Origin of the sequence: Amycolatopsis sp. M39 (assembly GCF_001651785.1) — a bacterium.
Classification (GTDB): domain Bacteria; phylum Actinomycetota; class Actinomycetes; order Mycobacteriales; family Pseudonocardiaceae; genus Amycolatopsis; species Amycolatopsis rubida.
On sequence record NZ_LWSF01000046.1, the window covers coordinates 1 to 23,313 of the forward strand.

The window sequence follows — 23,313 nt, forward strand, 5'->3', positions numbered from 1 at the left end:
CGGTGGTGGGTGCGTCGGCTGCGGGGAGCGGCTGGGTGCCTCGATGGTGGGTGCAGCGGTGGCGGTCTGCGGGCGGGGCGGTGAGGGCTTCTTGAGGGAACCCGCGTTCGTGAAGGGGCCTCTCGCGGACCGGTCGTGGGGCGTGAGGGGAACCCTGCGGGAATCAGAGTCAATGAGGGTGGCCCTCACGGAGTGATGTCAACTCGGGTTGACAGTTCGGTGGCGTCAATCTAGGTTGACACTATGACGGAGGCGACGGATTTGGCCGCTCGCGCCGGTGACCGGGATCCGCGGGTGGGGCTTCGGGCGGTGGCGGCGCTGAGGCGGTTGCTTGAGCAGTTGGAGGCGGTTCAGGTGCGCAGTGCGCGGATGCACGGCTGGTCTTGGCAGGACATCGCGGCCGAGTTGGGGGTCAGCCGACAGGCCGTCCACAAGAAGTACGGGAGGCATTGATGTTCGAGAAGTTCACCCATGACGCCCGGAGAGCAGTCGTCGAAGCGCAGGCTGCGGCGCATGAGGCGGGGGCGCACGAGATTTCCGCGCAGGCGGTTTTCGCCGGGTTGGCGCGGATCGAGAACGGCGAGGCCGTGCGGTTGCTGCGGAACCTCGGCGTGTCGCGCGAGGACGTCTTCGCTGAGCTTGCCCGGGTGCGCCGGCGTGGCGGGATCAGTGACGCCGATGCCGAGGCGCTCACCGAGTTCGGCATCGACGTTGATCAGATTGTCGAGCGGATCGAGCAGACGCACGGGCCGGGTGCGCTTGCTCAGGCGAGCCGGCCCACGAAGCGCAATCACTTGCCGTTCACCGAGGACGCGAAGAGCGCGCTGCAGATGAGCGTGCGGGAGGCGCATGAACTCGGCGACAAGCATCTGGGGCAGGAGCATTTGCTGCTCGCCCTCGTGAAACAGCGCGGTCCGGTAGCCGACTTCCTCGCGGCGCGCGGGATCGACTATCCGGCGGTCCGCCACGCCGTCGGCAAGCGCTAATGCTGTTCTTGCTGGTGCGCCCCGGTGCGCCAAGTGACCAGCGGGAGCAGGGCCTGGGTCAGCGGGCCGATGCTGAGGGCGTACAGCACGGTTCCGACGCCGACCGCGCCGCCGAGCAGCCAGCCCGCGGCCAGGACGAGTACCTCGATGCCGGTCCGGACCAGGCGGACGGACCAGCCGGTTCGCGCGTGCAGGCCGGTCATCAAGCCGTCGCGGGGGCCGGGGCCCAGGCGGGTGCCGACGTACACCGCGGTCGCGACGGCGTTCAGGACCACGCCGCCGACCAGCATCAGGATCTGCCAGACGAGCACGTGCTGGTCGGGTAGCACGGCGCGCACCGCGTCGACCGCTACCGCGATCACCGCGATGTTCGCGACGGTGCCGATGCCGGGGCGCTGCCGCAGCGGGATCCACAGCAGCAGGACGAACACCGCCACGACGGCGCTGATCGTGCCGAACGTCAGCCCGGTGATCTTCGTCAGGCCGTCGTTCAGCACGTCCCACGGGTCGAGGCCGAGGCGGGCGCGGGTGAGCATGGCCATGCTCGCGCCATAGAGCGCGAGGCCGGCGAGCAACTGGACACCCCGGCGCGCGGGAGCTCGGCGAAGGCTGAGGGGACTGAGGTCGGTAACTGCCACTTCTCCACTATTGGCACCAACTGGCCTGGTATGCCATGGCCAATGCGCGATAATTGGCCTTATGGAACCTCTGGGCGGCCGGATTTCGGGACGGCGATTGGCCATATTGCTGGGGGAATGGCGGCAGCGTGGCTCCCGGCAAGGTGCGTCTGACCTCGCCGCGGCGGTCGAGTTGCACGTGCTCGACGGGCAGTTGCCGATTGGCACGCGGCTGCCCGCCGAGCGCGAACTCGCCGACGCGCTCGGCGTCAGCCGCACGCTGATCGGGGCGGCGCTCGACCGGCTCCGCGCGGACGGTCTCGTCGCCAGCCGTCGCGGAGCTGGGTCGTGGGTGGCTGGTGTGGGCAACCGCGACGAGGCCGAGGCGGTTCGGGACGACCTCCTCGACCTCGCGCGGGCCGCACCGCCCGCGGTGCCCGGGCTGATGGCCGCGTTCGACACCGCGCGGCGTGATCTGATCGAGTACGTCAGCGGAAATGGCTATCTCACCGGGGGACTGCCGCGGCTGCGGGAGCGGATTGCTGAGCGCTACACCGCGCGTGGCCTGCCGACGTCGCCGGACCAGGTGCTGGTGACCTCCGGTGCGTACTCCGCGTTCGTGCTCTGCCTGCGGATGCTGAGCGGGCCCGGTGACCGGGTCCTGCTTGAGCAGCCGACGTATCCGAACGCCATCGACGCCGTCCGCGCGACGCATGCGTTGCCGGTGCCGGTCGCGCTCGATCCGGTGCACGGCTGGGATTTGCCGGGAATCGAGGCCGCGCTGCGCCAGGCCGCGCCCCGGTTCGGCTATCTCGTGGTCGACTTCCAGAATCCGACCGGGTTGCGCCTCGACGCGGCGGGCCGGGAACGGCTCGGCGGGCTGCTCGCCCGGTCGCGGACGCCGGTCGTGGTCGACGAATCGTTGGTGGAACTGGATTACGAGGGCGATCCGGTGGCCGGTCCGCCGCCGCTGGCCGCGTTCGGCGGGGATCTGGTGCTGAGCGTCGGCTCGGCGGCGAAATCGCAGTGGGGCGGGTTGCGGCTGGGCTGGATCCGGGCGTCGACGGATTTGCTGGACCGGTTGCAGTCCTCGCGGTTCGCGGTCGATCTTGGCGCGCCGGTGTTCGACCAGCTCGTGCTGGCGGCGCTGCTCGAACCGGAGGGATACGACGTGCTCGCCCGGCGCCGGGCGGAATTCCGGGAGCAGCGGGACATCACGATCGCGGCACTGCGCAAGTACTGTCCAGAGTGGACATTCCAGGTGCCCTCCGGCGGACTGTCGCTGTGGTGCCGGTTGCCGGAACCGATGAGCACACGGCTGGCGGTGTCGGCGGCGAACCACGGAGTCCAGATCGCGCCAGGGTCGAGGTTCGGGGTGCACGGCGGGTTGGAACGCTGGCTGCGGCTGCCGTTCGGGCTGCCGCGCGAGCAGTTGCCGGAAGCGGTGCGACGGGTGAGCGCGGCGGCGGCCTCGGTGCGCGGCTGCGCGGATGTGCCCGCGGAACGGATTTCGGTGACCTAGCGGATCGTGAGTGGGGATGCCGGTTCTCACGACGTGAACAGCCGGTGCACCGGATGGGATCCAGCCACTCCAGGGAGGGTGGCGGTCACCTGTCCGGCGCACCGGCCGATCGTCCGAGGCGCTTCCCGGCACAGCCCCTCGAAGTGCCGGGAAGCGCCCTCGGTTCAGGCGGGCTTCGGTTGGCGCAGGCTTTCGCTCGGCGCGGTGAGTGAAAGCCTCCGGAGCACGCCCGTGGTGGGTCCCGGCGCCGCGGGGGCAGCGCGGCGCCGGGACCAGGACCCGATCCGGCCGGGCGCGGTCGGCCGGTCGGGAAGTGCGGTCATGGTTCAGCCCCTTGAGTGAAGTAGCACTAGTGCGAAGGGGTGAGTCCGGCGCAGCGAACGAGCGCGCGCGATCAAGAAGTTGATCTTGAGGTGGACGGAGCTCTCCCCGGGTAACCGGTCGGGAGGTCAGTCCGGGGAGGTGGTCGGCAGGGCGGCGTCCCTGCCCGCGCCGTCGACCTCGTGGTCGCGGCTGACGCCGATGAGCTTGAGCTGAGTGACGGTGTCGCCGTCGCCGGACAGCGCGAACAGCTGGCGCAGACCGCCGTGCCCGTCGTGTCCCGGTGAGACAGTCGACGCGGGCGCGGCAGGCGCGGCCGGAGCCGAGGGCAGGCCTTCGCCGCCACCACTGCTGCCGCCTGCCTGGCTGTGTTCCTTCACCGGCGGCGCGGGCTGGTTCTCCTGCTTGGCGGCGGGCTGCGCGGTGCGGACGTGGGCGGACGCGGCGTGGACGACGGGTGCCTGCTTGCTGACCTTCACGGCGACCGGCGCTTCCGGCTCTTTCGCCAGCTTGGCCGCCGGGACGGAGACGCTGACCGACCCGCTGGCGGACGGGGCCGGTTCGACCGTGGCGACCGGCGGCTCGACGACCCGGACCGGCGCGGTGTCGATCACGGTGTCGACCGAGGTGACGGTGGTGTGCAGGGTCGTGTCGACGGTGTGGTCGACGGTTCCGAGAATGCTGTCGAGGAGACCTGGCCGGCCGGTGCCGGGGCTGTCGAGGAGCCCGCCGAGAAGGCCAGGGCCGGAATCACGGCCGGTGCCGCCGAGAAGACCGCCGAGGAGACCTTGCCGCGGCTCGCCTTGCTCGGGCTCGCTGCTGGTGTTGCTGGGCAGGCCGGGCTGGGGCTCGGTGCTGGTGCTGCCGGGCGAATCTTGGCTGGGTTCGCTGCTGGTGCTGCCGAGCAGGCCGGGCTGCGTGGTCGCTTCGGGCGCGGGGTCGCTCGCCGGTGCGTGGTGTTTCGCTTTGCCCGGGCTTTTCGCCTTGGCGGGCTTGGTGATCTTGGGACGGGTCGCCGCGGCGCTGGTCTGGTGCTCCGGGTCGTTCCCGGACACAGTGGCCGACCGGAAGCTCACGTCCGGCCGGTAGTCGTCGGCGGAGATCTGGAACCGGTGGGGGGAGGCGTGCTTCGCGCCGGTCGCCGCCCCGGGCATCGCCCAGGTGAGGGTGCCGGACGTGGCCGTTCCGGCGTACCGGTGCTCCGGTTCGGTGTCGTGCGCCGAAGCGGCGGGACGGTCGGCGTGGTCGTCCGTCGCGGCGTTCGCCTGCGACAACGCCGCGCCGAGCAGCCATCCGGCCAGGGTGAGCCCGCCCGCGACGGCGATTCGGGCGGCGGGCCGGGCGATCGGAGCCGCCCAGGCTCGTGGCCGCCGTTTCACGCCCGCGCGCGCGAAAGAGGAGTTCCGCTCGGCGCGGTTCGAAGCGCCGCCGGCCATTCCGAGGAGCGCGGACCCCGCGTTCCCGAGCGGACCGGAGCCGGACGCCACGGGATGTGCGAGGCCGCACGGATTCGCCATGCCGGTCACGCCACCACCACCGTCCGCGCCTGAAGCTCGTGCCACCGCACGAGACTGATCTTGCTGGGGCTGTCTTCCGGCCAGGTCGCAGGTCCCCCGGGGCTGCCCTCTTTCTAGCACCGGACGCGAGTGTTTCATCTCTCCCGCGCTCGATCCACCCCGTAAGGCGGAACGTCCGCACCGGCTCTGGTGTCCGATCCGCCCTAGTCGATCACCCTGCGTCGCCTCAACCGGGGCAGATGCGGCCATCCGGGCGGCCCGTCCGCAGCGCGAATTCGGGCGTTGACCCGATGTTTCCGCCACCGCGACACTCTCGGTATCTCCATTCCCCAGGGGCAAACCGGGACCGGACGGCAGTCGTCAGACGAGTTTCCGCAGGCGCTCTACGGCTTCGTCGATCACCTCGTTGCGCTTGCAGAACGCGAACCTCAGCAAATGTTTCCACTCGTCCGGGTGATCCGTGAACACCTTGACGGGTACCGCGGCGACTCCGGCGCGTTCCGGCAGCGTCCAAGCGAGTTCGGCGGCGTCCGCGAAACCGAGCGGACGCACGTCCGCCGTCACGAAGTACGTCCCCGCGCTCGGCCGGACTGCGAATCCCGCATCGGCAAGGCCAGCGGAAAGCCGATCCCGCTTCTCCTGGAGGCTCGCGCGCAGGTTTTCGACCCACTCAAGCTCGTTGTCGAGCGCGTACGCGACGGCCGGCTGCAGCGGTCCGCCGGAGACGAACGTGATGAACTGCTTCGCCGCCTTCACCGCGGCCACCAACTCCGGCGTCGAGCAGATCCAGCCGATCTTCCAGCCGGTGCAGTTGAAGGTCTTGCCCGCGCTCGAAATCGCGACGGTCCGCTCGCGCATCCCGGGGAACGATGCGAGCGGAAGGTGCTCGGCGCCGTCGAAGACGAGGTGTTCGTAGACCTCGTCGGTGACCGCGATGAGGTCGTGCTCGACGCACAGCCGCGCGACTTCCTCCAGCTGTGCGCGCGAAAACACCGTGCCCGTGGGGTTGTGCGGCGAATTCAGCAGCATCGCGCGAGTTTTCGGGGTGATCGCGTCGCGGAGGGCGTCGAGGTCGAGTTCGAGCTGTCCGTTCTCGGTTTCGACCAGCCCGATGACGCGTCGCTGTGCACCCGCCATCGCGACCGCGGCGGCGTACGAGTCGTAGTACGGCTCGACCACGATCACCTCGTCGCCCGCCTCGGTCAGTGCGATCAGCGACGCCGCGATGGCCTCGGTCGCACCCGCGGTGACCAGGATCTCGGTGTCCGGGTCGTAGCTGGCTCCGTAGCGCTGGCGGTGCCTGCTGATCGCGGCGCGCAGCTCCGGACGGCCCGGCCCCGGCGGGTACTGGTTGTCGCCGCCGAACAGCGAGTTCTTCGCCGTTTCGAGCATTCCGGCCGGCCCGTCGGTGTCCGGGAAGCCCTGGCCGAGGTTGACCGCGTCGTGCCGGACGGCGAGCGCGGTCATCTCCGCGAAGACCGTCGAGGTGAACGGGCGAAGGCGGGGGACGAGAGCTGGTTCACGCACGAGAACGCATCCTCACGGACAATGGCGGTGTGGAGCAACTCACCCCTGCCAAGGTCACGCCCGCGGACCCGCCCGGCGGCACCGCCGGCGAAGAGGCGAAACGGCGCGGTCTGCGCAAGATGAAGCTGGTCGCGCTGTCCTTCCTGCTCGGCGCGACGATCGTGTTCCTGCTGACGAGCTGGGCGGAGTCGGCGGGCTGGGCAGGCTGGGTCGGCTACGTGCGCGCCGCGGCCGAGGCGGGCATGGTCGGCGCGCTCGCGGACTGGTTCGCGGTGACGGCGCTGTTCCGGCATCCGCTCGGCCTGCGGATCCCGCACACCGCGATCATCCCGAACAAAAAGGACGCGCTCGGCAACAGCCTCGGCGAGTTCGTCGGCTCGAACTTCCTGTCCCCGGACGTCATCCGCGACAAGCTCCGCCGCGTCGAGGTCGCGAGCAGGCTCGGCAGCTGGCTCTCGCAGCGCGACAACGCGGAACGCGTGACGTCGGAACTGGCCACCGTCGTGCGCGGCGCGGTGACGGTGCTCCGCGACGAGGACGTGCAGGCGATCATGGAGCAGGCCGTGGTCAAGCGCGTGATCGACAAGCCGTGGGGCCCACCGCTCGGCAAGATCCTGGCAGGCGTTTTCGAGGACGGCGCGCACCACAAGCTGGTGGATCTGATGTGCGACCGCGCCTACGAATGGGTCCGGGACAACCACCAGACGATGCTGCGCGTGGTCTCGGACCGCGCGCCGAGCTGGTCGCCGAAGTTCGTCGACGAAATGCTGGCGGACAAGGTGTACGGCGAGGTCCTGACGTTCACCTGGGCGGTCAAAACGGACGTCAACCACCCGATGCGCCTGGCGCTGGACAAGTTCCTCGGCGAGTTCGCGCAGGACCTGCAGACCGACCCGAAGACCATGGAGCGGGCCGAGCAGGTCAAGGGCCAGATCGTGAACCACGGCGAAGTGCAGAAGCTGATCGGCAACGCGTGGGCGACGGCCAAGGAGATGCTGCTGAACGCCGCGGAGGACCCGTCGAGCGAACTGCGCCAGCGAGTCCGCGGCGGCTTGGAGTCGCTGGGCAAACGCCTGGTGGACGACCCGTCGATGACCTCGAAGGTGGACGGCTGGGTCGAGGGCGCGGCGGTCTACCTGGTGACCCACTACTCCCGCGAGATCACGACGATCATCACGGACACGGTGGAGCGGTGGGACGCCGAGGAGACGTCGCGGAAGATCGAACTGCAGGTCGGGAGGGATCTGCAGTTCATCCGGATCAACGGGACCGTGGTGGGTGCGCTGGCCGGGCTGGTGATTTACGCGGTGGCGCAGTTGCTGTTCTGAGGGCTGGCCCGCCGCGAGAGCCGTGGCCGAGGGCGGCTGGGGTTTCGGGGTCGCTCGGCGGCGGGGATTCGCCTGCTAGCGGTTAGCGATCGCCGGTCAGTGGTTGGCTGTGCTGCGCCGGTCGGTGCGGTTCGGGCTGGTGCGTTGCTGTCCGGTGGCTGGGGCCTGGCCGGTGTGGCTCGGGATGGCGCGGTTGCCTGGCCGGTGTGGTTCGGGATGGGGCGGTTGCCTGCCCGGTGTGGTTCGGGATCGCGCGGGTGCCGGGCGGTGGTCGGGTGTGCGGGGCTGGTCGGTGTGGTTCGGGATTGCGAGATTGCCGGGCGACGGTTGGCTGCTGGGCCGGTCGGTGCGGTTCGGGAGGGCGCGGTTGCCGGTCGGGGTTGGGTGGCCTGGCCCTGCCCGGTGTGGTTCGGGATCGCGCGGTCGCCGGGCAGCGGTTGGCTGTGCTGGGCCGGTCGACGCGGTTCGGGATCGGGGTCGCCGGTCGGCGGTTGACTGTGCTGGTCCAGCCGGTGCGGGAGGGCGCGGTTGATGGTCGGGCGTGCTGACCTCTGGCCCCGCCGGTGTGCGGGTCGCTGCCGGATCCAGGCTGGCGGCCGATGCGGGATTTCGTTGTGGTTGAGCGGAATTCGTCGCCGATCCAGCTCTCGTTTGCTTGCCTGCGACACCGGCGGATCGAGGTCGGCCCCGCGGGTATCCCGGGGCTGCGGCTGCCATGCCGACCGCAGTTCTCCTCTGCTTCGACCGGGTGCGGCGGGTGGTCGGTCGTATACGCGCCGTCCTATACCACAGCCGCGGGCCGCTCAGGCCAGTTGTCCACAGGAAGCTGAGTTATCCCCGGGGTTATCCACAGGAATTCACGGTGATGGCCTAATCGCTGTCCACAACTTGTGGGGATCCAGGGCATCTGCACGTGCACATGTGGTGTGTGTGGACAAGTTGTCCACAGGGGGTTAGTTGTGCACAGCCGCCGTGCGGGCGCGCCAGGAGCGGGCCTTTTCGCGGTTTCCGCAGACGCGCATCGAGCACCAGGTGCGGGAGCGGTTGCGGGATTCGTCGAAGAAGGCCCACAGGCAGTCGTCGGCGGGGCAGATCTTCAGGCGGACCCAGTCGCCCCGGATGGCGAGGCGGGTGGCCGCGGCCAGGGTCGCGGTGACGGCATCCGGGGTGAGCAGCGTCGGGCCGGTTTCGGTGAGGGCGAAGCGGAGCGGGACGTCCAGCGTGGTCACGGGCAGCCGCGGATCGCCGACGGCGGCGCGCAGGCTGTCCCGCACGACGCGGGCTTCGGCGGGATCGTTCGGTGACACGTCGTGGTCCGCGGTCCACTGCCGCCAGAGCTCCGGATCGTCCAGCAGGTCGTCGCCCCGTTCGATGTCGACGGTGTTGAGAAAGGCGACCACCAGGGAAGCGTCGGTGTGCACCTGCCCAGTGTACGGGCGATATCGGTTGCGACCTGGCTCCCTAACCGACATACTCGATTTACTGGTTACGCGACGAGGAGAGGATGGGCAAAACATGGGTGCGATTCCGACTTTCGGCGGCATTGCGTTCGACTGTCCGGACCCAGGGGTACTCGCCGGTTTCTATCGCTCCCTTCTTGAGTGGGACGAACCCGAGATCGCGCCGGACAACCACTGGGCCACGCTCGTCGACCCGCGCGGCGGCGTCCGGCTGGAATTCCAGCGGGTGGCCGATTACCGAGCGCCCGAATGGCCGTCGCAGGAGAAGCCGCAGCAGGCGCACCTCGACCTCGACGTCCCCGATCTCGAGGCCGCTCACCAGCGCATTCTCCGACTGGGCGCGAAGCTGCTCGACGATTCACCGGAGACCTTCCGCGTGTACGCCGATCCGGTCGGCCACCCGTTCTGCCTCTGCGCCTGCTGACGCGGCACGCCGAATCCGCGTAGGGTCGGCTGCGTGATTTGTCCGAAGTGTCAGAACATGATGCGCACGGTCGACAAGAACGGCGTCCACATCGAGCAGTGCGACGGCTGCCGCGGGATCTTCCTCGACCGCGGTGAGCTGGAGCAGATCGCCGGTGCGGAGAGCGCTTTCTACCGGCAGCAGCCGCCGCCGTACGGCCGTCCCGATTCGCCGCGCCCTTATCAAGGCGGGTACTCGGATTCGCCCCGGCCGTATCGGGGCGGGCATTCGGATTCGCCGCGTCCGTACCGCGGCGGGCACGCGGACTCGCCGCGTCCGTATCGGGGCGGGCACGCGGACTCGCCGCGGCCGCACCGCGGTGGCTACGGGGACTCGCCGCGACCGTACGGCGGACGCCGCAAGCGCGGTTTCCTCGAGAACCTCTTCGATTGAGTTGTCCACCGTCCCGGTAGCGCTTGACCTGCGGATCTGCCCGGCCTGTGGCGACCGTGCGAGTTGTCCACAGGTTGACGGGGACCTCGTGCGGTGCGCGGAGTGCGGACACCGGTGGCCGTTCCGGCGGCTGCCGTTGTTCGCGTTGACGGGGCCGAGCGCGGGCGGCAAATCGACAGTCGGGCCGAAGCTGGCGCAGCGGTTGGCGGGCGAGGCCGTCGTGCTGGAGCAGGATGTGCTGTGGACCGGCGCGTTGCGCGACGACGTCCCGGGGAATCCGGCGTTTCGCGGGGCGTGGCTGCGGATGGCGGCGATGCTGCACCAGAACGGGCGGCCGGTCGTGCTGTGCGGGACGGTCGCGCCGCAGGAGCTGGAACCGTTGCCAGAGCGCGTTTTCTTCTCGGACGTGCACTATCTGGCGCTGGTCGCGGACAACGAGACCCTTCGGCGGCGGTTGCGTGCCCGGCCGGCGTGGCGGGAGTGGGACGAGGCGCGTATCGAGGAGATGCTCGAGTTCAACCTGTGGATACGTGGGCAGGTCGAGTCCATCGACACGACGGAGGCTCCGCTCGCCGACGTCGTGACCGCGGTGGAGAAGTGGGTCCGGGCCAGAATTAGGTCGGACCTAGGAATCGGTGCGTAAGCGGGGATTGTGACTGGGTTCGACCTAGTGGCCCTTCACAATTCTTCCGCGCGGAGCCGTTCGTCGTAACGCTGCTGGGATTCGTGGATTTCGCCGGTGTGCGCGACGGTCCAGTCATACAGCCTGCCGAACGGCTCGCGCAGTGATTCACCAAGCGGCGTAAGGGAATACTCGACTCCGACCGGGGACGTCGGCAGTACCCGCCGCACGATCATGCCGTTGCGTTCCAGCCGGCGCAGGGTTTGGGTCAGCACCCGCTGGGTCACGCCTTTCAGCCTGCGTTTGATGTCGTTGAACCGGCGCGGCTCCTCCAGGACCGCCATCGCCATCATCGACCACTTGTCGGCGATCTGGTCGAGGATCGGGCGGCTGGGACAGTCGGCCCGGTAGACAGTGCCGGTGTCGGGAGCGGCCATCTCGGTATCCTCCATGATCCTTGCGATGCCCAAAGTGCGTTATTGACGCCGGTCGAGCAACGTCCGAGCCTAGGTATACATCAGGAACCTAGCTGCCTGCCGGATACGTATCGGAGACCCGAATGCACCACGACGACTACTCGACCCTGCGCGTGCGCCGCGAGGCCGGCATCGTCCGCGTCACCATCGACAACCCGCCCGTCAACGTCCTCGACGTGGCTCTTATGGCGGACCTCAGGCGGCTGCTGATCGCGCTGCGAGACGATGATTCGGCGCGCGTGATCGTTTTCGACAGCGCCGATCCGGACTTCTTCATCGCGCACGTCGACATGTCACTGTTCGATACGCCGGACGCGTTCGACCAGTTCGCCCCCGAGGTGCCCGCGGGGCTCAACGTTTTCCAGGCGTTGGGCGAACTTCTGCGGCAGCAGCCGCAGGTGACGATCGTGCAGCTGGCCGGCCTGGCCCGAGGCGGCGGGGCGGAGTTCGTCGCGGCCGCTGACCTGGCCTTCGCCGCGATCGGCTCCGCCGGTCTCGGGCAGATCGAGGCGCTGATGGGGATTGTCCCGGGCGGCGGCGGAACGCAGTATCTGGCGAACCGGGTCGGCCGCAACCGGGCGTTGGAGATCGTGCTCGGCGCCGAGTTGTACGACGCGCGGACGGCCGAACGCTACGGCTGGGTCAACCGGGCCGTGCCCGCTGACGAACTGGAAGAAGTGGTCGATCGGCTGGCCCGCAACATCGCCGCGCTGCCGGAGGGAGTGATCGCCGCGGCGAAACAGGCTGTCGTTCCGGATGATCTGGCCAAGGGATTTCAGCGGGAACACGACGCTTGGGCGGGGCAGTTCACTCGTCCCGCGGCGGAAGCGCTGATTCGCGGAGGACTGGCGCACGGCGCGCAAACGCGCGCGGGCGAGCGTGATCTGGAGGGGCTGCTTCGCGGGCTGGCGGGGTGATCAGCCGCACGGCCACCGGTTCTCGGATTGCGGATCGTCCAGCCAGAAAGTCTGCTCGTCGCTGGTGACCGTGAGGCCGAAGCGCGACCGGCTGGGACGACCCAGTGATTCCCAGCGACGGTGCGCGTCCTCGGCGAGATCCCACAAGGCACGTGGACCTCCTTGCGCTACCTCGAAACCGGAATCCGTGCGGCGGGTGCGGGCCCAGGAACCGTCTGGATGGGACAGTGCGAAGCTGCCGTTCGGGTCGACGTGCACTGGGCGCACCTCCGGCAGCTCCAGTGACGCGAAGAACTCAAAATGGCGTTGCGGTTTGAGAACATCTGTCATCGACAATTCCGTGGGACGCCATTGCGCATCGGCAGTGGACGGCAGTTCCGCGAGTGGCGACAGGCGGTGCGCCCGCAGGGGCATGAAGCGGCCGTCGCGGGCTAGGACCTGGCCTTCGGCGGTCGCGCCTTCGCCTGCGGTGAGCCGGATCAGCCCGCCGCCGAGCGGGCGGTTGAGGGTGGTGACGATGTGCCCGCCGGGGAGTGTTTGCTCAAGCCAGGAAAGGGGAATCCGGGAGACCGACGCGGTGCACAGGACCCGGTCGAAGAGCACTCCGGCCGGGAAGCCGAGTGCGCCGTCGCCGGTGGCGCACGCGGGGGCGTAGCCGCAGGAGGCCAGACGTTCCCGCGCGGCGGCCGCGATGGCCGGGTCGATATCCACTGTGGACACTTGGCCGGAACCGCAGCGGTGGCACAGCAAACCCGCGTTGTAGCCGGTTCCGGTACCGATCTCCAGTACCCGATCGCCGTCGCGGACCAGGAGTTCTTCCAGCATGATCGCCATGATCGCGGGCATGCTGGACGAACTGGTCGCCGTGCCGGGGACCGGTCCGTGTGCGCGGGCCCGGTCCCAGAGCGCCGGGTCGTCGTCGAGCTGGGTGACCAGGACGTCGCGCGAATAGACGCGGTCCAGCCAGTCCGGGTCGCTGCGGTCGACTGCGGCCCAGCCGTTGCCGGAGGGCACGAAAAACCGCGGCAGGAACGCGTGCCGCGGGACGGTCGCGAAGGCGTCCGTCCACGCCTCGTCGTGCAGCACGTCCTCTTCGACGAGGTGCCGGACCAGGCGTCGACGCAACCGTTGTGCCCGCATAAGCCCAGGGTAACGGGGTGAGCGGAACCACACCCGATGGTTGCAAGCAGGGTGCTTGCAATAGCTAGCACGCGAGCGTACTGTCGAGTAGGTCGCGAGGAGGTGACCGGATGACAGAACCCGGCGGAGCACAGCGCCCCATGGACAAGGTCGCGGACATCGCCTCCGACATCGGCGAGTACATCCGCCAGCAGCGCAGTTCCGCGAAGATTTCGCTGCGCCAGCTGTCGAAACTCGCCGGAGTGTCCAATCCGTACCTGAGCCAGATCGAGCGCGGGGTCCGCAAACCCAGCGCGGAGATCCTGCAGCAGATCGCCAAAGGGCTGCGGATCTCGGCCGAAGCGTTGTACGTGCAGGCCGGAATCCTCGACCTGCCGACCGGCGGCCCGGTCGGCGACGCGATCCGCGCCGACGCCGAGCTGACCGAACGGCAGAAGCAGGTCCTGCTCGACGTCTACGAGTCCTTCCGGCGCGAAAACGCCGCCGCGAACACCGCACCGAAGACCACCCAAGAGACCACTGAGGAGTCGGCATGACTACGCCCAAGACCGAGGACGTCCGCAAGGCCGTCAACACCGCGCTCGACCAGGTCCGCACCCCGCTGCTCGCCGCGCTCGGCGCCGGCAACCTGGCCAGCCAGGCCGTGACCGACGCGGTTTCCAAGGCCCGCGCCAACGTCACCAAGAACACCGAGGCCGCCCGCAAGGGCTTCGAGGAGCTGCCGACCGATGTCGAGAGCCTCCGCGAGAAGCTCGACCCGGCCGAACTGCGCAAGGCCATCGACGAGTACACCGAGGCCGCGCTGAAGCTGTACAACAAGCTGGCCGAGTCCGGCGAGCAGGCGTGGGACAAGATCGCCGCGCAGCCGCAGGTCAAGAAGGCTCTTGAGCAGCTGGACGACGCGCTGACCGCCGCGCAGGAGCGCGTCGACGGCCTGACCGAGGAGACCCGCGAGCGCGTCGACGGCGTGCTGGCGAAGGTCACCAAGCGCACCCGTTCCGCTGGCGAGAAGGCCGCCCGCAAGGTGACCGAGGTGGCCGGCGAGACCGCGGACGCGGTCGAGGAAATCGGCGAGAACGTCGCGCACGAGACCCGTTCGGCGGCCCGCAAGGCCGCGAACCGCACCGCGCCGAAGACCGCTGCCCCGGCCCGCCGCACGACCACCGCCACGACGGCGAACGCGAAGAAGCCGGCCGCGCCGAAGACGGAGAAGTGACGGAAAAGTCGCTGCCGCGCTGACGGCGGTTCGGGCGCTTCGGTGCCCGAACCGTTGGGGCGGGACGGTTTGCGCCGGGTCGCCGAGGGCGAGAATTGAAGATCGAGGGGTCGCACGGCGGCCGGGCCGAGGGTTGGTCCGGCCGCCGTGCGCTGCGTTGGGGATGTTCGGGGCACTGTGCCGTTGCGGTGTCGCGGTGTTGGGGACGGTGCACGCTCCGCGTGCGAGAGGTGCCGTGCCGCTGCATGGCGGACTGTGCCCCGCGTCGCTGAATCGGGCGACGTGCCGGGGTGCTGCGGGATGTGGGTGCTGTGGGATGGGGTGGCGGGGTGTTGGTGAGGTTGCTGCTGAATCGGACGACGTGCCGGGGTGGTGTGGAGATGTAGTGGCGGGGTGTTGGTGAGATTGCTGCTGAATCGGGGGACGTGCCGGGGCACCCCTGTGGCGGGGTTGCGGTGGCGGGGGCGTTGGTGAGGTTGCAGCCGCGCCGGTGAATCGGGGGACGGTGCCGCCGTTCTCCTGTGCGGGGTGTTTCGGCGGCCGCGTTGGGTGGATTGGTCCGGCCGCCGTGTGCTGCGGCGAAGTGTTTCGGTGAGGCCGGTGTTGGGTCGGACCCAACTCGGGCGAGCGTCGTTAGGTCCGACCTAGGCTCGTGGCGGCGAGCTGGGTCCGACCTAGGTTCGCGGCGGCGAGCTGGGTTCGACCTAGGTTCGCGGCGGCGGACTGGGTTCGACCCAAGCAGGGACATCCGCCCGGAGTGACCGTTGTCACCCCAGGCTCGCTCGCTGCGGCTAACCGCGGGCCGAACCCGGCCGTCCGAGTCTGACCAGCAGTCACGTCGCGGCGCCGGGTTTTGGGGGAGCGGGCGGCGTGGGCGGTTTGCCGTAAGCTGGCGGCGTGCTGGTTGCCGAATGGATCCTCAGGGTCATCCACTGGGGCAGCGCCTTGGTCGGGCTCTTCGCCTTCGTTCACGCGCTGCTCCAGCGAGCTGACGCGTACTCGGCGGCCGATCGCAAGACCAAGCCGATCTGGATGCTGATCACCGGCGGGGCCACGCTTGCCCTGGTGCTTTTCCAGATCCAGGGGCCCGGGTTCATCTTCTGGGTGCCCGCGATGGCGGCGGCGCTCGTCTACATCGTCGACGTGCGGCCGAAGCTCATCGAGGTTCAGCGAGGCCACCGCAACTGGTGACCGGAGCGGCGGGCGGATTACATTCGGGCCCGTGACCACCTGGACTATCGCCGGAAGCCTCACCGTCGTTCCCGCGCCGACCCGTACCGACCTGCTTGCCGAACCCGTCGCCAAGGCGCTTGCCGCGATGCCCGCGCCGGACGAACTCGGCGTCACCGAGATCGATCCGGAACTCGCCGACACCGCCGCGTTCTGCGAGGCGTACGGCTCGCCGTTGACAGCCTCCGCGAACTGCGTCGTTGTCGCTGGCAAGCGGGCTGGCGAGGTCCGGTTCGCCGCGGCGCTCGTGCTCGCGACGACCCGCGCCGACGTCAACGGCGTCATCAAGCGCCGCCTCGACGTGCGCAAGGCGTCGTTCGCGCCGATGGACGAGGCCGTTTCCCTCACCGGCATGGAGTACGGCGGCATCACGCCCGTCGGGCTGCCCGCGGACTGGCCGATCCTCCTCGACCAAGCCGTCGCGGACGCGCCGGAGCTGGTGATCGGCAGCGGGATCCGCGGCAGCAAGCTCCTGATCTCCGGTACGGCGCTCGCGGGGCTGCCGAACGCCGAGGTCATCGACGGGCTCGCGCGCTGAACTGTCCATAGTGGACGAACCAGTCGAGATCAGCCCGGCCGCGCTCGAAGCGCTCAAGCGGCAGCGCGAGGCGATGCTGGCCGCGCTGGACAAGGACAGCCCGGTCTACGGCGTCAACACCGGCATGGGACGGCTCGCCGGAACCCGGCTCACCGCCGAGCAGCAGGCCGGCCATCAGCGCAATCTGCTGGTCGGCCGCGCGGTCGGCGGGAAGCCGTGGTTGTCGCCGGAGCTGACCCGGGCGTTGCTGCGCATGCGGCTGCGCGGGTTTCTTCGCGGCGACGCGGCGGTCAGTCCCGAGCTGGTCACCTTCCTCGTGGACCGGCTCAACGACGGGTTCCTCCCCGCCGTCCCGTGCGACAGTCTCGGCAGCGCGGGCGAGATCGTCCCGCTGGCGCACGCGTTCCAGACCTTCATCGGGCTCGGCACGGTCATCGAGGACGGCGCCGAAGTCCCGGCGGCGGAAGCGCTGGAACGGCGCGGGGTACGGCCGTTCGTGCTGGGGCCGAAGGAAGGGGCGAGCCTGATTCAAGGTTCGCCGCTGGCCGAGGCGTACGCGTGGGTTTGCGGCAAGAGGCTGCGTCGGCTGGTCGATTGGCAGACGGTCTGCGCGGCGATCACCGTGGACGTTCTTGGTGCGCCGCAAGCGATCTACCGCGGCACCAGCATCGAGAACCTCATCGAGGGGGCCGCCGCGAAAAAGGGAGTCGTGCAGGCTCCGATCTCGGTGCGAGTCGGCCCGAAGGTGCTCGAATACGTCAGCCGGACTGTCGGGGAACTACGGGAAGCCTTGCAGGAGTCCTGGGAAACTCCAGCGGACTCACCGGCCTTTGTCAACGGCGAGTTCGTCCCGACAACCGGCTATCACGCCACAGCGCTCGGGCTGAGGATGGACGCGGTCAAGGCAGCCCTCGTCCACGCGGCGGAAATCTCGGTACAGCGCTTGCACCGCCTCCTCGATCCGCAGTTCAGCGGTTTGCCGCCGCAGCTTGCGGTGGATCCGGGGCCGCAGGCCGGGCTTGCGCCGTTGCACAAACGCGCGGCCGGCGAGCTGCACGCGATGCGAGGGCTGGCCGCACCGGCGACGCTGGGGTCGTTGGACACTTCCGCTGGTCAGGAGGATGTGCAAGCGTTTGCCAGCAAGGCCGGAGCCGAGCTGGAGACAGTTATCGAACGCTTCTTCGCCATCACCGCGTGCGAGCTGATCGCCGGGCGGCAGGCGCGGTATCTGCTCGAAACCCCGGGGGCACCGAGGCTGGGCGACACCTACGCCTGGCTCGCGGCGAGGGTCGAGCCGGTGGTGGTTGATCGGTCGCTGGGGGCGGAGGTTGATCGGCTGGCCGCGGTGTGTCGTGAGTGTTTATCCCGGTGAGAACCGGCATAAACACTCACGAGTCCCGACGGGCCTGCTGGAGCGCCAACCCGCGAGGCGTGGCCAGTTTGGTCAGCAGCGCGAACACCCCCTCGCACACCAGCGCCAGCACCACCACCGCCACCCCGCCGCCGAAGATTTCGCCGTGGCCCTGCTCGCCGAGGGCGAAACCGTCCACGATGTAGCGGCCCAGGCCGCCGCCGTCGTTGACGATCGCGCCGATCGCGACCGTCGCGATCAGTTGCAGGAACGCCACTCGCGCGGCGGCCACGATCACCGGCGACGACAGCGGCAGTTCCACACGCAGCATGATCTGCCATTCGCGGTACCCGGTGCCGCGCGCCGCGTCGACGACGTCCTGTTCCACCTGCACCACGCCCGCGTAGGTGTTGGTGAACAGCGGCGGCAGCGCCAGCGCGACGAGCGCGAGCAGCAGCGGCCAGAAGTCCGTGTTCGCGCCCCACCTGCTGGCCAGGAACCAGAACAGGATGATCAGCCCGAAACTCGGGATCGCGCGGCCGATGTTCACCGCGCTGCTCGCCAGGAACTGGCCGCGCCGGTAGTGCCCGAGCCACAGCGCGAGCGGCACCGTCAGGATGATCGAGATCGCCAGTGCCAGCGCGGAAAACCACAGATGCTGCACAGTCCGGAACGGAATCCCGGCCGGATCGGTCCAGCTCCAGCGGTTCGGGTCGGCGAGCCAGTGGCTCAGCTGCTCGAAAAAGCTCATCGAACGGCCCTCCGCGCCCACGGGGCCAGCGCGCGTTCGCTCAGCCACAGCAGCAAATCGACGAGTACGGCCAGCGCGATCGACAGCACGACGCCGACGATGATCGGGCTCGGATTCGGGATCGTCGTCTGGATGCCGGCCCGGATGAAGTAGCCGAGCCCGCCCATGCCGAGCAGCGACGTGACGGTGACCAGGCCGATCGTCGTCACCGCGGCCACCCGCAGCCCGGCGATCACCACCGGCAGCGCGAGCGGCAGCTCCACCTGCCACAACAACCGCCGCGGCGTGAAGCCCATCCCGACCGCCGCTTCGCGCACTTCGGTCGGTACCTGCTGCACGCCGGTCACGATGTTGCGGATCAGGATCAGCAGCGTGTACGTCGCCAGCGGGATGACCGAGGTGGCGAAGGAGAACCCGAGCAGCGGGACCAGCAGCGCGAACGCGCCGAGGCTCGGGATCACGTAGAGCGCGCCCGCCGTGCCGACCACGAACGGATAGAACCAGCGGTAGCGCAGGCACAGCGTGGCCAGCGCGAGCGAGAGCACGAGGCCGACGCCGAGCGCGGTCGCGGTGAGGGCGATGTGCTCGCCGAGCCGCTGCAGAATCGCGTCGGCGTTGCGTTCGACCCACCGCCATTCGAAGAGGGGACGGCTGCTGTCGGCCAGCAGCGGGGTCACGGACGCGTGCACGGCGCGACCTTACCCCGATCGAGCGACAATATTCCGGCTCGTGAGATTCCCCGGGCAGGATTCCTCACCAGTGGTTTCTGTCGGGGGTCGCGGTTAGGGTCCATTCCCACTAACGAGTGAACTGAGGAGTGTGGGGACACGTGCGCTGGACCCGGAACATCCGAGCGGCCGCGCTGCTGGCGACGGCCGCGCTCGGCTTGACCGCGTGCGGTGGGGGAAGCGACCAGCCGGCCGCGCCGAGCAAGGGCGGCGCTCCGATCGTCGTCGCCTCGTTCAACTTCACCGACAGCCAGATCCTGGCCGAGATCTACGCGAGCGCGCTGGAGGCGAAGGGCTATCCGGTCACCCGGAAGCTGAACCTCGGCTCGCGGGAGCTGGTCTACCCGTCGCTCAAATCCGGCGAGCTGCAGTTCCTGCCGGAGTACCAGGGCGCGGCGATCACGACCGGCTTCGGCAAGGAGGCCACCAAGGACGCCAAGGCCGAGCACGAACAGCTGGCGAAGCTTTTCGCTCCAGAGGGCGTCGGGCTGCTGAACTACGCCGCGGCCGAGGACAAGAACACCTACATCGTGAAGGCCGACCTCGCGAAGTCGAAGGGCATCGCGTCGATCAGCGACCTGAAGAAGCTCGACAAGGTCGTCATGGCCGGTCCGCCGGAGTGCGAGAAGCGGCTGCCGTGCTTCCAGGGCTTCAAGGACGTCTACAAGCTGACGAACGCCACCTTCCAGACCGTGCAGGAGGCCGGGCCGCGCGTGCAGCAGCTCAACTCCGGCGCGGTCACGGTGATCCCGGTCGACTCGGTCAGCCCGCTGGTCGGCGACTCGCAGTACGTCGCGCTCAAGGACGACCTCACCATCGTGCCCACCGAGAACGTGGTGCCCGCGGTGAACAAGAAGGTGCTCGACGAGCGCGGTGCGGACTTCGCGACTGCCGTCAACGCCGTCAGCGCGAAGCTCACCACGGACGGCATGCGCGAGCTGAACAAGCGGGTCGACGCGGACGGCGAACCCGCGGCGGACGTGGCCAAGGACTGGCTGAAGCAGCAGGGGCTGAGTTGAGCGGTCGTGAGTGGCGATCCCGGTTCTCACCGGGATCGCCACTCACGACACCCATGTGCAAGGGTTGCGGTGGCGGAACCCTGAGGAGGAAACGACATGGGCAAGGTCACGGCCACCGCGGAGCGCACGATCGACGCGCCGGTGGAACGCGTGCGTGAGCTGGTCGCGGACTACGCCGAGACTCGGCCGAAGCTGCTCACCGAGCACTACCGCGACTACGAGGTCAGCGAAGGCGGCGTCGGCGCCGGCACGAAGGCCAGCTGGAAGCTGCAGGCCACGTCCAAGCGCGTGCGCGATGTCGCGGCCACGGTGACCGAGCCGTCGCCGGGTACCTTCGTCGAGACCGACGCGAACTCCAGCATGGTCACCACCTGGACCGTCACCTCCTCCGGCGAGCGTTCGCTCGTCCGCATCCAGACCAGCTGGGACGGCGCGGGCGGCATCGGCGGCTTCTTCGAGAAGACCTTCGCGCCGGGCGGGTTGAAGAAGATCTACGACGGCGTGCTCGGCAAGCTCGCGGAGATCGTGTAGCGCTTGCCACAACCCCGGGGACAATCGGAATGCGCGCCCCGGTTTCTCCGTTGGCCGGATAGCCGGGGCGCGCGCCCCGCTTCAATCCAGCTTGAACGAAACGGAGTTCGACGGTGAACGCACCCACAGCGACTGAGATCCGGCTCGCGGCCCGTCCGCACGGCGTCCCGACCATGGACACTTCCGACATCGTCGAGACCGAGGTGCCGAAGCCGGGTCCCGGGCAGATCCTGGTGCGCAACGTGGTGATGAGCGTCGACCCGGCGATGCGCGGCCGGATGAACGACGTGAAGTCCTACTCGCCGCCGTTCGCGGTCGGCGAGGCCATGCAGGGCGGCGCGGTCGGCGAGGTCATCGAGTCCACTGTGGACGACTTCGCGGTCGGCGAGCACGTACTGCACCAGGCCGGCTGGCGCACGCACGCGGTACTCGACGCCAAGCGAGCGGTCAAAGTGGACGATTCCGTCGCGCCGCTCTCGACCTACCTCGGCGTGCTCGGAATGCCGGGCCTCACCGCGTACGCCGGGCTGCTGGTGAGCGCGGAATTCAAGCCGGGCGACACGGTTTTCGTCTCCGGCGCGGCCGGTGCGGTCGGCTCGCTCGTCGGACAGCTGGCTCGGCTCAAGGGCGCCAAGCGCGTGATCGGCAGCGCGGGTTCGGCGGAGAAGGTCCGCTATCTCACCGAAGAACTCGGCTTCGACGCCGCCTTCAACTACAAGGACGGACCGGTCGCCGAGCAGCTCGCCGCAGCCGCGCCCGAGGGCATCGACGTCTACTTCGACAACGTCGGCGGCGAGCATCTGGAAGCCGCGATCGCGTCGATGAACCTGCACGGCCGGATCGCCATCTGCGGCATGATCTCGCAGTACAACGCGACCGAGCCGACCCCGGCTCCGCGCAACCTGGTGCAGCTCATCGCGAAGCGGATCACCATGCGCGGCCTGCTCGTGCTGGATCACTGGCACCTGATGCAGGAGTTCGTGGCCGAGGTCGCGCCGCTCGTCGCGTCCGGGGAGATCAAGTACTCGGAGACCTTTGTGGACGGTATCCGCAACGCGCCGGACGCCTTCCTCGGCCTGCTCAGCGGGGCCAACACCGGAAAGATGCTGGTGCGCCTCAGCTCCTGACGATCGCGTCCGCCAGTTCGGGCATCGTCGCCGCGGTGTAGGTCGCGGCCGGCAGGCCGGGCAGCGGGTGGACTCCGGGACGCGCGAGCAGCGCGGTCCGGAGTCCTGCTGCTTGCGCCCCGGCGATGTCCCAGCCGTGCGCGGCGATCATCACCGCTTGGCCGGGTTCGACGCCGAAGGCACGCAGCACCTGGAGGTACGGCTCCGGTGCGGGCTTGAGCCTGCTGACCTGCTGCGCGGAGAAGATCCGCTCGAATTTCGTGGCCAGGCCAGCGTTCTGTAACTGCGCCTCGGCGGTCGCGAGCGGCGAATTCGTGAGGGCGACGACCTGGTGCCCGGCTTGGCGCAAGCGGTCCAGGCCGGGCACGACGTCGGCGTGCGCGGGCAAAGTGCGCAGACCGTCGCCGACCTTCACCAGTTCGGCGTCGGTCAGTTCATGGCCGTGCCGCGCGCACACGGCGGCCGCGGCTTCCCCGGCGATCTGCGCGAAATCGCGGTACTGGCCGGCCGCGGTCACCGTGAGCACGGTGTGGATCGCGAGCGTGAACCATTCCTGGCGCGCTTCCGGATCACCGGTGAGCTGGGTGAACAGCGGGTCGAGCACCGTCAGATCGAGCAGTGTCTCGTTGACGTCGAACACGCAGAGCATCGCGCCTCCTGCCGGTGAACCGCTTGCGCTCCAGGGTCCTCCGTCAGTCGCGGGCTAGGCAAGCGCGGTGATCAGTTCGGCGAGAACTCCCTGCCAATGGCGGCGCTGCCGCTCCCGTTCGGCGGCATCGGCCAGCCGTTCCTGGTGAATGCGCAGCATTGCTTTTTCCGGGCCGCTGGCGCGCACGGCCAGTTGCAGGGTCGTCGCGTGCGACCAGCCGGCCGGTTGCCAGGTGAGCCGGATCCGGTCCATTTCGCGGAAGCTGCGCGTCTCGCCGCGGATTCCGTCGGCGGTCTCGTAGCCGACGCCGGGTTCGGGCTGGACCGTGACGCCCTCGCCGAGCCAGATCGCCACGCCTTCCGCGGACGTGATGAAGTCCCAGACATCCTCGGCGGAGCGGCCGATCGTCTTCGAGACGCCGATCTGCCAGCCCGCGTCCTTGGTCTGCCCGACGCTCACCGGGCCACCGCCGCGATCGCGCTGACCTCGACGAGCGCGCCCGGTACCGCCAGCCCGGCCACGCGCTGGACGGTGACCGGCGGCGTCGCGCCCGCCAGCGCCGCGGCGGCGGCCGGATAAGCCCCGGCGAGATCGACGTCCGCGACCAGCAGGATGTTCAGCATCACTACATCCTGGACGGTCGCGCCCCCGGCGGCCAGTGCCGTTTCCAGGTTGGCCATCACCCGCTCGACCTGCGCGGCGACGTCGGTTCCGCCGACGAGCGCGCCGTTCGCGTCGACCGCGTTCTGGCCGCCGACGTAGATCGTCGTCGCGCCCGGCGGGACCACGGCGACCTGGGCGAAGGCGGGGGACTGGACGAGCCCTTCGGGGCGGAGCAGCTGAGTCATAAAACGAGTATGACCAGATACCCGGTCGGATACTGT

At 69.3% G+C, this 23,313-nt stretch carries 27 protein-coding genes; 16 read left to right on the forward strand and 11 right to left on the reverse strand.

Annotated elements, in window-relative coordinates:
* Positions 1–243 precede the first annotated feature (243 nt).
* Both A4R44_RS44140 and A4R44_RS44145 read left to right on the forward strand, forming a co-directional pair.
* Positions 244–453: a hypothetical protein gene (locus A4R44_RS44140; protein ID WP_009071860.1), complete on the forward strand. Its 210-nt coding sequence runs from the start codon at positions 244–246 to the stop codon at positions 451–453.
* Positions 453–986 (forward strand): Clp protease N-terminal domain-containing protein, encoded by a 534-nt coding sequence (locus A4R44_RS44145; RefSeq protein WP_067595433.1) that lies wholly within the window; start codon positions 453–455, stop codon positions 984–986. The genes A4R44_RS44140 and A4R44_RS44145 overlap by 1 nt, the downstream gene beginning before the upstream one ends.
* Here the strand turns inward: A4R44_RS44145 and A4R44_RS44150 are convergent.
* Positions 983–1,624: a YitT family protein gene (locus A4R44_RS44150; RefSeq protein WP_067595435.1), complete on the reverse strand. Its 642-nt coding sequence runs from the start codon at positions 1,622–1,624 to the stop codon at positions 983–985. The two genes, A4R44_RS44145 and A4R44_RS44150, sit on opposite strands and share 4 nt — an antisense overlap.
* A gap of 61 nt (positions 1,625–1,685) precedes the next feature.
* Between A4R44_RS44150 and A4R44_RS44155 the strand changes: the two genes are divergently transcribed.
* Positions 1,686–3,125: a PLP-dependent aminotransferase family protein gene (locus A4R44_RS44155; RefSeq protein WP_067595436.1), complete on the forward strand. Its 1,440-nt coding sequence runs from the start codon at positions 1,686–1,688 to the stop codon at positions 3,123–3,125.
* A 449-nt stretch (positions 3,126–3,574) separates the two neighbouring features.
* On the opposite strand, the gene A4R44_RS44160 is transcribed toward A4R44_RS44155, so the two are convergent.
* Entirely contained in the window at positions 3,575–4,972 is a 1,398-nt protein-coding gene (locus A4R44_RS44160) for a hypothetical protein (protein WP_067595438.1), read from the reverse strand.
* Between the two features lie 351 nt (positions 4,973–5,323).
* A complete protein-coding gene (locus tag A4R44_RS44165) occupies positions 5,324–6,490 on the reverse strand; it encodes a pyridoxal phosphate-dependent aminotransferase (RefSeq protein WP_067595440.1) in 1,167 nt (388 codons plus the stop codon).
* Positions 6,491–6,519: 29 nt separating this feature from the next.
* Here A4R44_RS44165 and A4R44_RS44170 point away from each other — a divergent pair, with 29 nt between their 5' ends.
* Positions 6,520–7,818: a DUF445 domain-containing protein gene (locus A4R44_RS44170; RefSeq protein WP_067595442.1), complete on the forward strand. Its 1,299-nt coding sequence runs from the start codon at positions 6,520–6,522 to the stop codon at positions 7,816–7,818.
* A 953-nt stretch (positions 7,819–8,771) separates the two neighbouring features.
* Here the strand turns inward: A4R44_RS44170 and A4R44_RS44175 are convergent.
* The gene (locus tag A4R44_RS44175; protein WP_067595444.1) at positions 8,772–9,239 is read right to left on the reverse strand and encodes a CGNR zinc finger domain-containing protein; all 468 of its coding nucleotides are present in this window, start codon (positions 9,237–9,239) and stop codon (positions 8,772–8,774) included.
* Positions 9,240–9,333: 94 nt separating this feature from the next.
* Between A4R44_RS44175 and A4R44_RS44180 the strand changes: the two genes are divergently transcribed.
* From A4R44_RS44180 to A4R44_RS44190, 3 genes are read left to right on the forward strand one after another with little or no spacing between them, the layout of a single operon-like run.
* Entirely contained in the window at positions 9,334–9,702 is a 369-nt protein-coding gene (locus A4R44_RS44180; protein ID WP_067595446.1) for a VOC family protein, read from the forward strand.
* Positions 9,703–9,735: 33 nt separating this feature from the next.
* Positions 9,736–10,134, forward strand: a complete 399-nt coding sequence (locus A4R44_RS44185) for a zf-TFIIB domain-containing protein (protein ID WP_095214004.1) — start codon at positions 9,736–9,738, stop codon at positions 10,132–10,134.
* Between the two features lies 1 nt (position 10,135).
* Complete coding sequence (locus tag A4R44_RS44190; RefSeq protein WP_067595448.1) at positions 10,136–10,777, forward strand: AAA family ATPase; 642 nt, start codon at positions 10,136–10,138, stop codon at positions 10,775–10,777.
* Positions 10,778–10,812: 35 nt separating this feature from the next.
* On the opposite strand, the gene A4R44_RS44195 is transcribed toward A4R44_RS44190, so the two are convergent.
* Entirely contained in the window at positions 10,813–11,193 is a 381-nt protein-coding gene (locus A4R44_RS44195; protein ID WP_067595489.1) for a helix-turn-helix domain-containing protein, read from the reverse strand.
* Positions 11,194–11,315: 122 nt separating this feature from the next.
* Between A4R44_RS44195 and A4R44_RS44200 the strand changes: the two genes are divergently transcribed.
* A complete protein-coding gene (locus tag A4R44_RS44200; RefSeq protein WP_067595450.1) occupies positions 11,316–12,149 on the forward strand; it encodes an enoyl-CoA hydratase/isomerase family protein in 834 nt (277 codons plus the stop codon).
* Here A4R44_RS44200 and A4R44_RS44205 read toward each other — a convergent pair whose 3' ends face one another.
* Positions 12,150–13,289: a methyltransferase domain-containing protein gene (locus A4R44_RS44205; protein WP_067595452.1), complete on the reverse strand. Its 1,140-nt coding sequence runs from the start codon at positions 13,287–13,289 to the stop codon at positions 12,150–12,152.
* Between the two features lie 140 nt (positions 13,290–13,429).
* Here A4R44_RS44205 and A4R44_RS44210 point away from each other — a divergent pair, with 140 nt between their 5' ends.
* The 5 genes from A4R44_RS44210 (at position 13,430) to A4R44_RS44230 (ending at position 17,645) form a co-directional block, all read left to right on the forward strand.
* Positions 13,430–13,825: a helix-turn-helix domain-containing protein gene (locus A4R44_RS44210; RefSeq protein ID WP_037807545.1), complete on the forward strand. Its 396-nt coding sequence runs from the start codon at positions 13,430–13,432 to the stop codon at positions 13,823–13,825.
* Positions 13,822–14,505 carry a hypothetical protein gene (locus A4R44_RS44215; protein WP_067595454.1) on the forward strand — a complete coding sequence of 228 codons (684 nt, stop codon included), beginning with the start codon at positions 13,822–13,824 and terminating at the stop codon, positions 14,503–14,505. The genes A4R44_RS44210 and A4R44_RS44215 overlap by 4 nt, the downstream gene beginning before the upstream one ends.
* Positions 14,506–15,402: 897 nt before the next feature.
* Entirely contained in the window at positions 15,403–15,696 is a 294-nt protein-coding gene (locus A4R44_RS44220) for a DUF2516 family protein (protein ID WP_067595455.1), read from the forward strand.
* 31 nt (positions 15,697–15,727) lie between these two features.
* Complete coding sequence (locus tag A4R44_RS44225; RefSeq protein WP_067595457.1) at positions 15,728–16,273, forward strand: YbaK/EbsC family protein; 546 nt, start codon at positions 15,728–15,730, stop codon at positions 16,271–16,273.
* 10 nt (positions 16,274–16,283) lie between these two features.
* The gene (locus tag A4R44_RS44230) at positions 16,284–17,645 is read left to right on the forward strand and encodes an aromatic amino acid lyase (protein WP_255366234.1); all 1,362 of its coding nucleotides are present in this window, start codon (positions 16,284–16,286) and stop codon (positions 17,643–17,645) included.
* Between the two features lie 16 nt (positions 17,646–17,661).
* On the opposite strand, the gene A4R44_RS44235 is transcribed toward A4R44_RS44230, so the two are convergent.
* Positions 17,662–18,375 carry an ABC transporter permease gene (locus A4R44_RS44235; RefSeq protein ID WP_067595491.1) on the reverse strand — a complete coding sequence of 238 codons (714 nt, stop codon included), beginning with the start codon at positions 18,373–18,375 and terminating at the stop codon, positions 17,662–17,664.
* Entirely contained in the window at positions 18,372–19,064 is a 693-nt protein-coding gene (locus A4R44_RS44240) for an ABC transporter permease (RefSeq protein WP_067595461.1), read from the reverse strand. The genes A4R44_RS44235 and A4R44_RS44240 overlap by 4 nt, the downstream gene beginning before the upstream one ends.
* Positions 19,065–19,204: 140 nt before the next feature.
* Between A4R44_RS44240 and A4R44_RS44245 the strand changes: the two genes are divergently transcribed.
* The 3 genes from A4R44_RS44245 to A4R44_RS44255 all read left to right on the forward strand — a co-directional run bounded on the left by A4R44_RS44245 (position 19,205) and on the right by A4R44_RS44255 (position 21,780).
* Positions 19,205–20,122 (forward strand): ABC transporter substrate-binding protein, encoded by a 918-nt coding sequence (locus tag A4R44_RS44245; RefSeq protein WP_067595463.1) that lies wholly within the window; start codon positions 19,205–19,207, stop codon positions 20,120–20,122.
* A 96-nt stretch (positions 20,123–20,218) separates the two neighbouring features.
* On the forward strand, positions 20,219–20,653 hold the full coding sequence (locus tag A4R44_RS44250) for an SRPBCC family protein (protein ID WP_067595465.1): 435 nt from the start codon (positions 20,219–20,221) through the stop codon (positions 20,651–20,653).
* 113 nt (positions 20,654–20,766) lie between these two features.
* On the forward strand, positions 20,767–21,780 hold the full coding sequence (locus A4R44_RS44255; RefSeq protein ID WP_095214005.1) for an NADP-dependent oxidoreductase: 1,014 nt from the start codon (positions 20,767–20,769) through the stop codon (positions 21,778–21,780).
* Here A4R44_RS44255 and A4R44_RS44260 read toward each other — a convergent pair.
* Genes A4R44_RS44260 through A4R44_RS44270 form a run of 3 tightly spaced genes read right to left on the reverse strand, consistent with a single transcriptional unit; the run spans position 21,770 to position 23,277 of the window.
* Positions 21,770–22,429, reverse strand: a complete 660-nt coding sequence (locus A4R44_RS44260) for a haloacid dehalogenase type II (RefSeq protein ID WP_067595467.1) — start codon at positions 22,427–22,429, stop codon at positions 21,770–21,772. The genes A4R44_RS44255 and A4R44_RS44260 overlap by 11 nt on opposite strands.
* 54 nt (positions 22,430–22,483) lie before the next feature.
* Positions 22,484–22,888, reverse strand: coding sequence for an SRPBCC domain-containing protein (locus A4R44_RS44265; protein WP_067595469.1), 405 nt, complete (start codon positions 22,886–22,888; stop codon positions 22,484–22,486).
* Complete coding sequence (locus A4R44_RS44270; RefSeq protein WP_067595471.1) at positions 22,885–23,277, reverse strand: RidA family protein; 393 nt, start codon at positions 23,275–23,277, stop codon at positions 22,885–22,887. The genes A4R44_RS44265 and A4R44_RS44270 overlap by 4 nt, the downstream gene beginning before the upstream one ends.
* Positions 23,278–23,313: the final 36 nt, after the last annotated feature.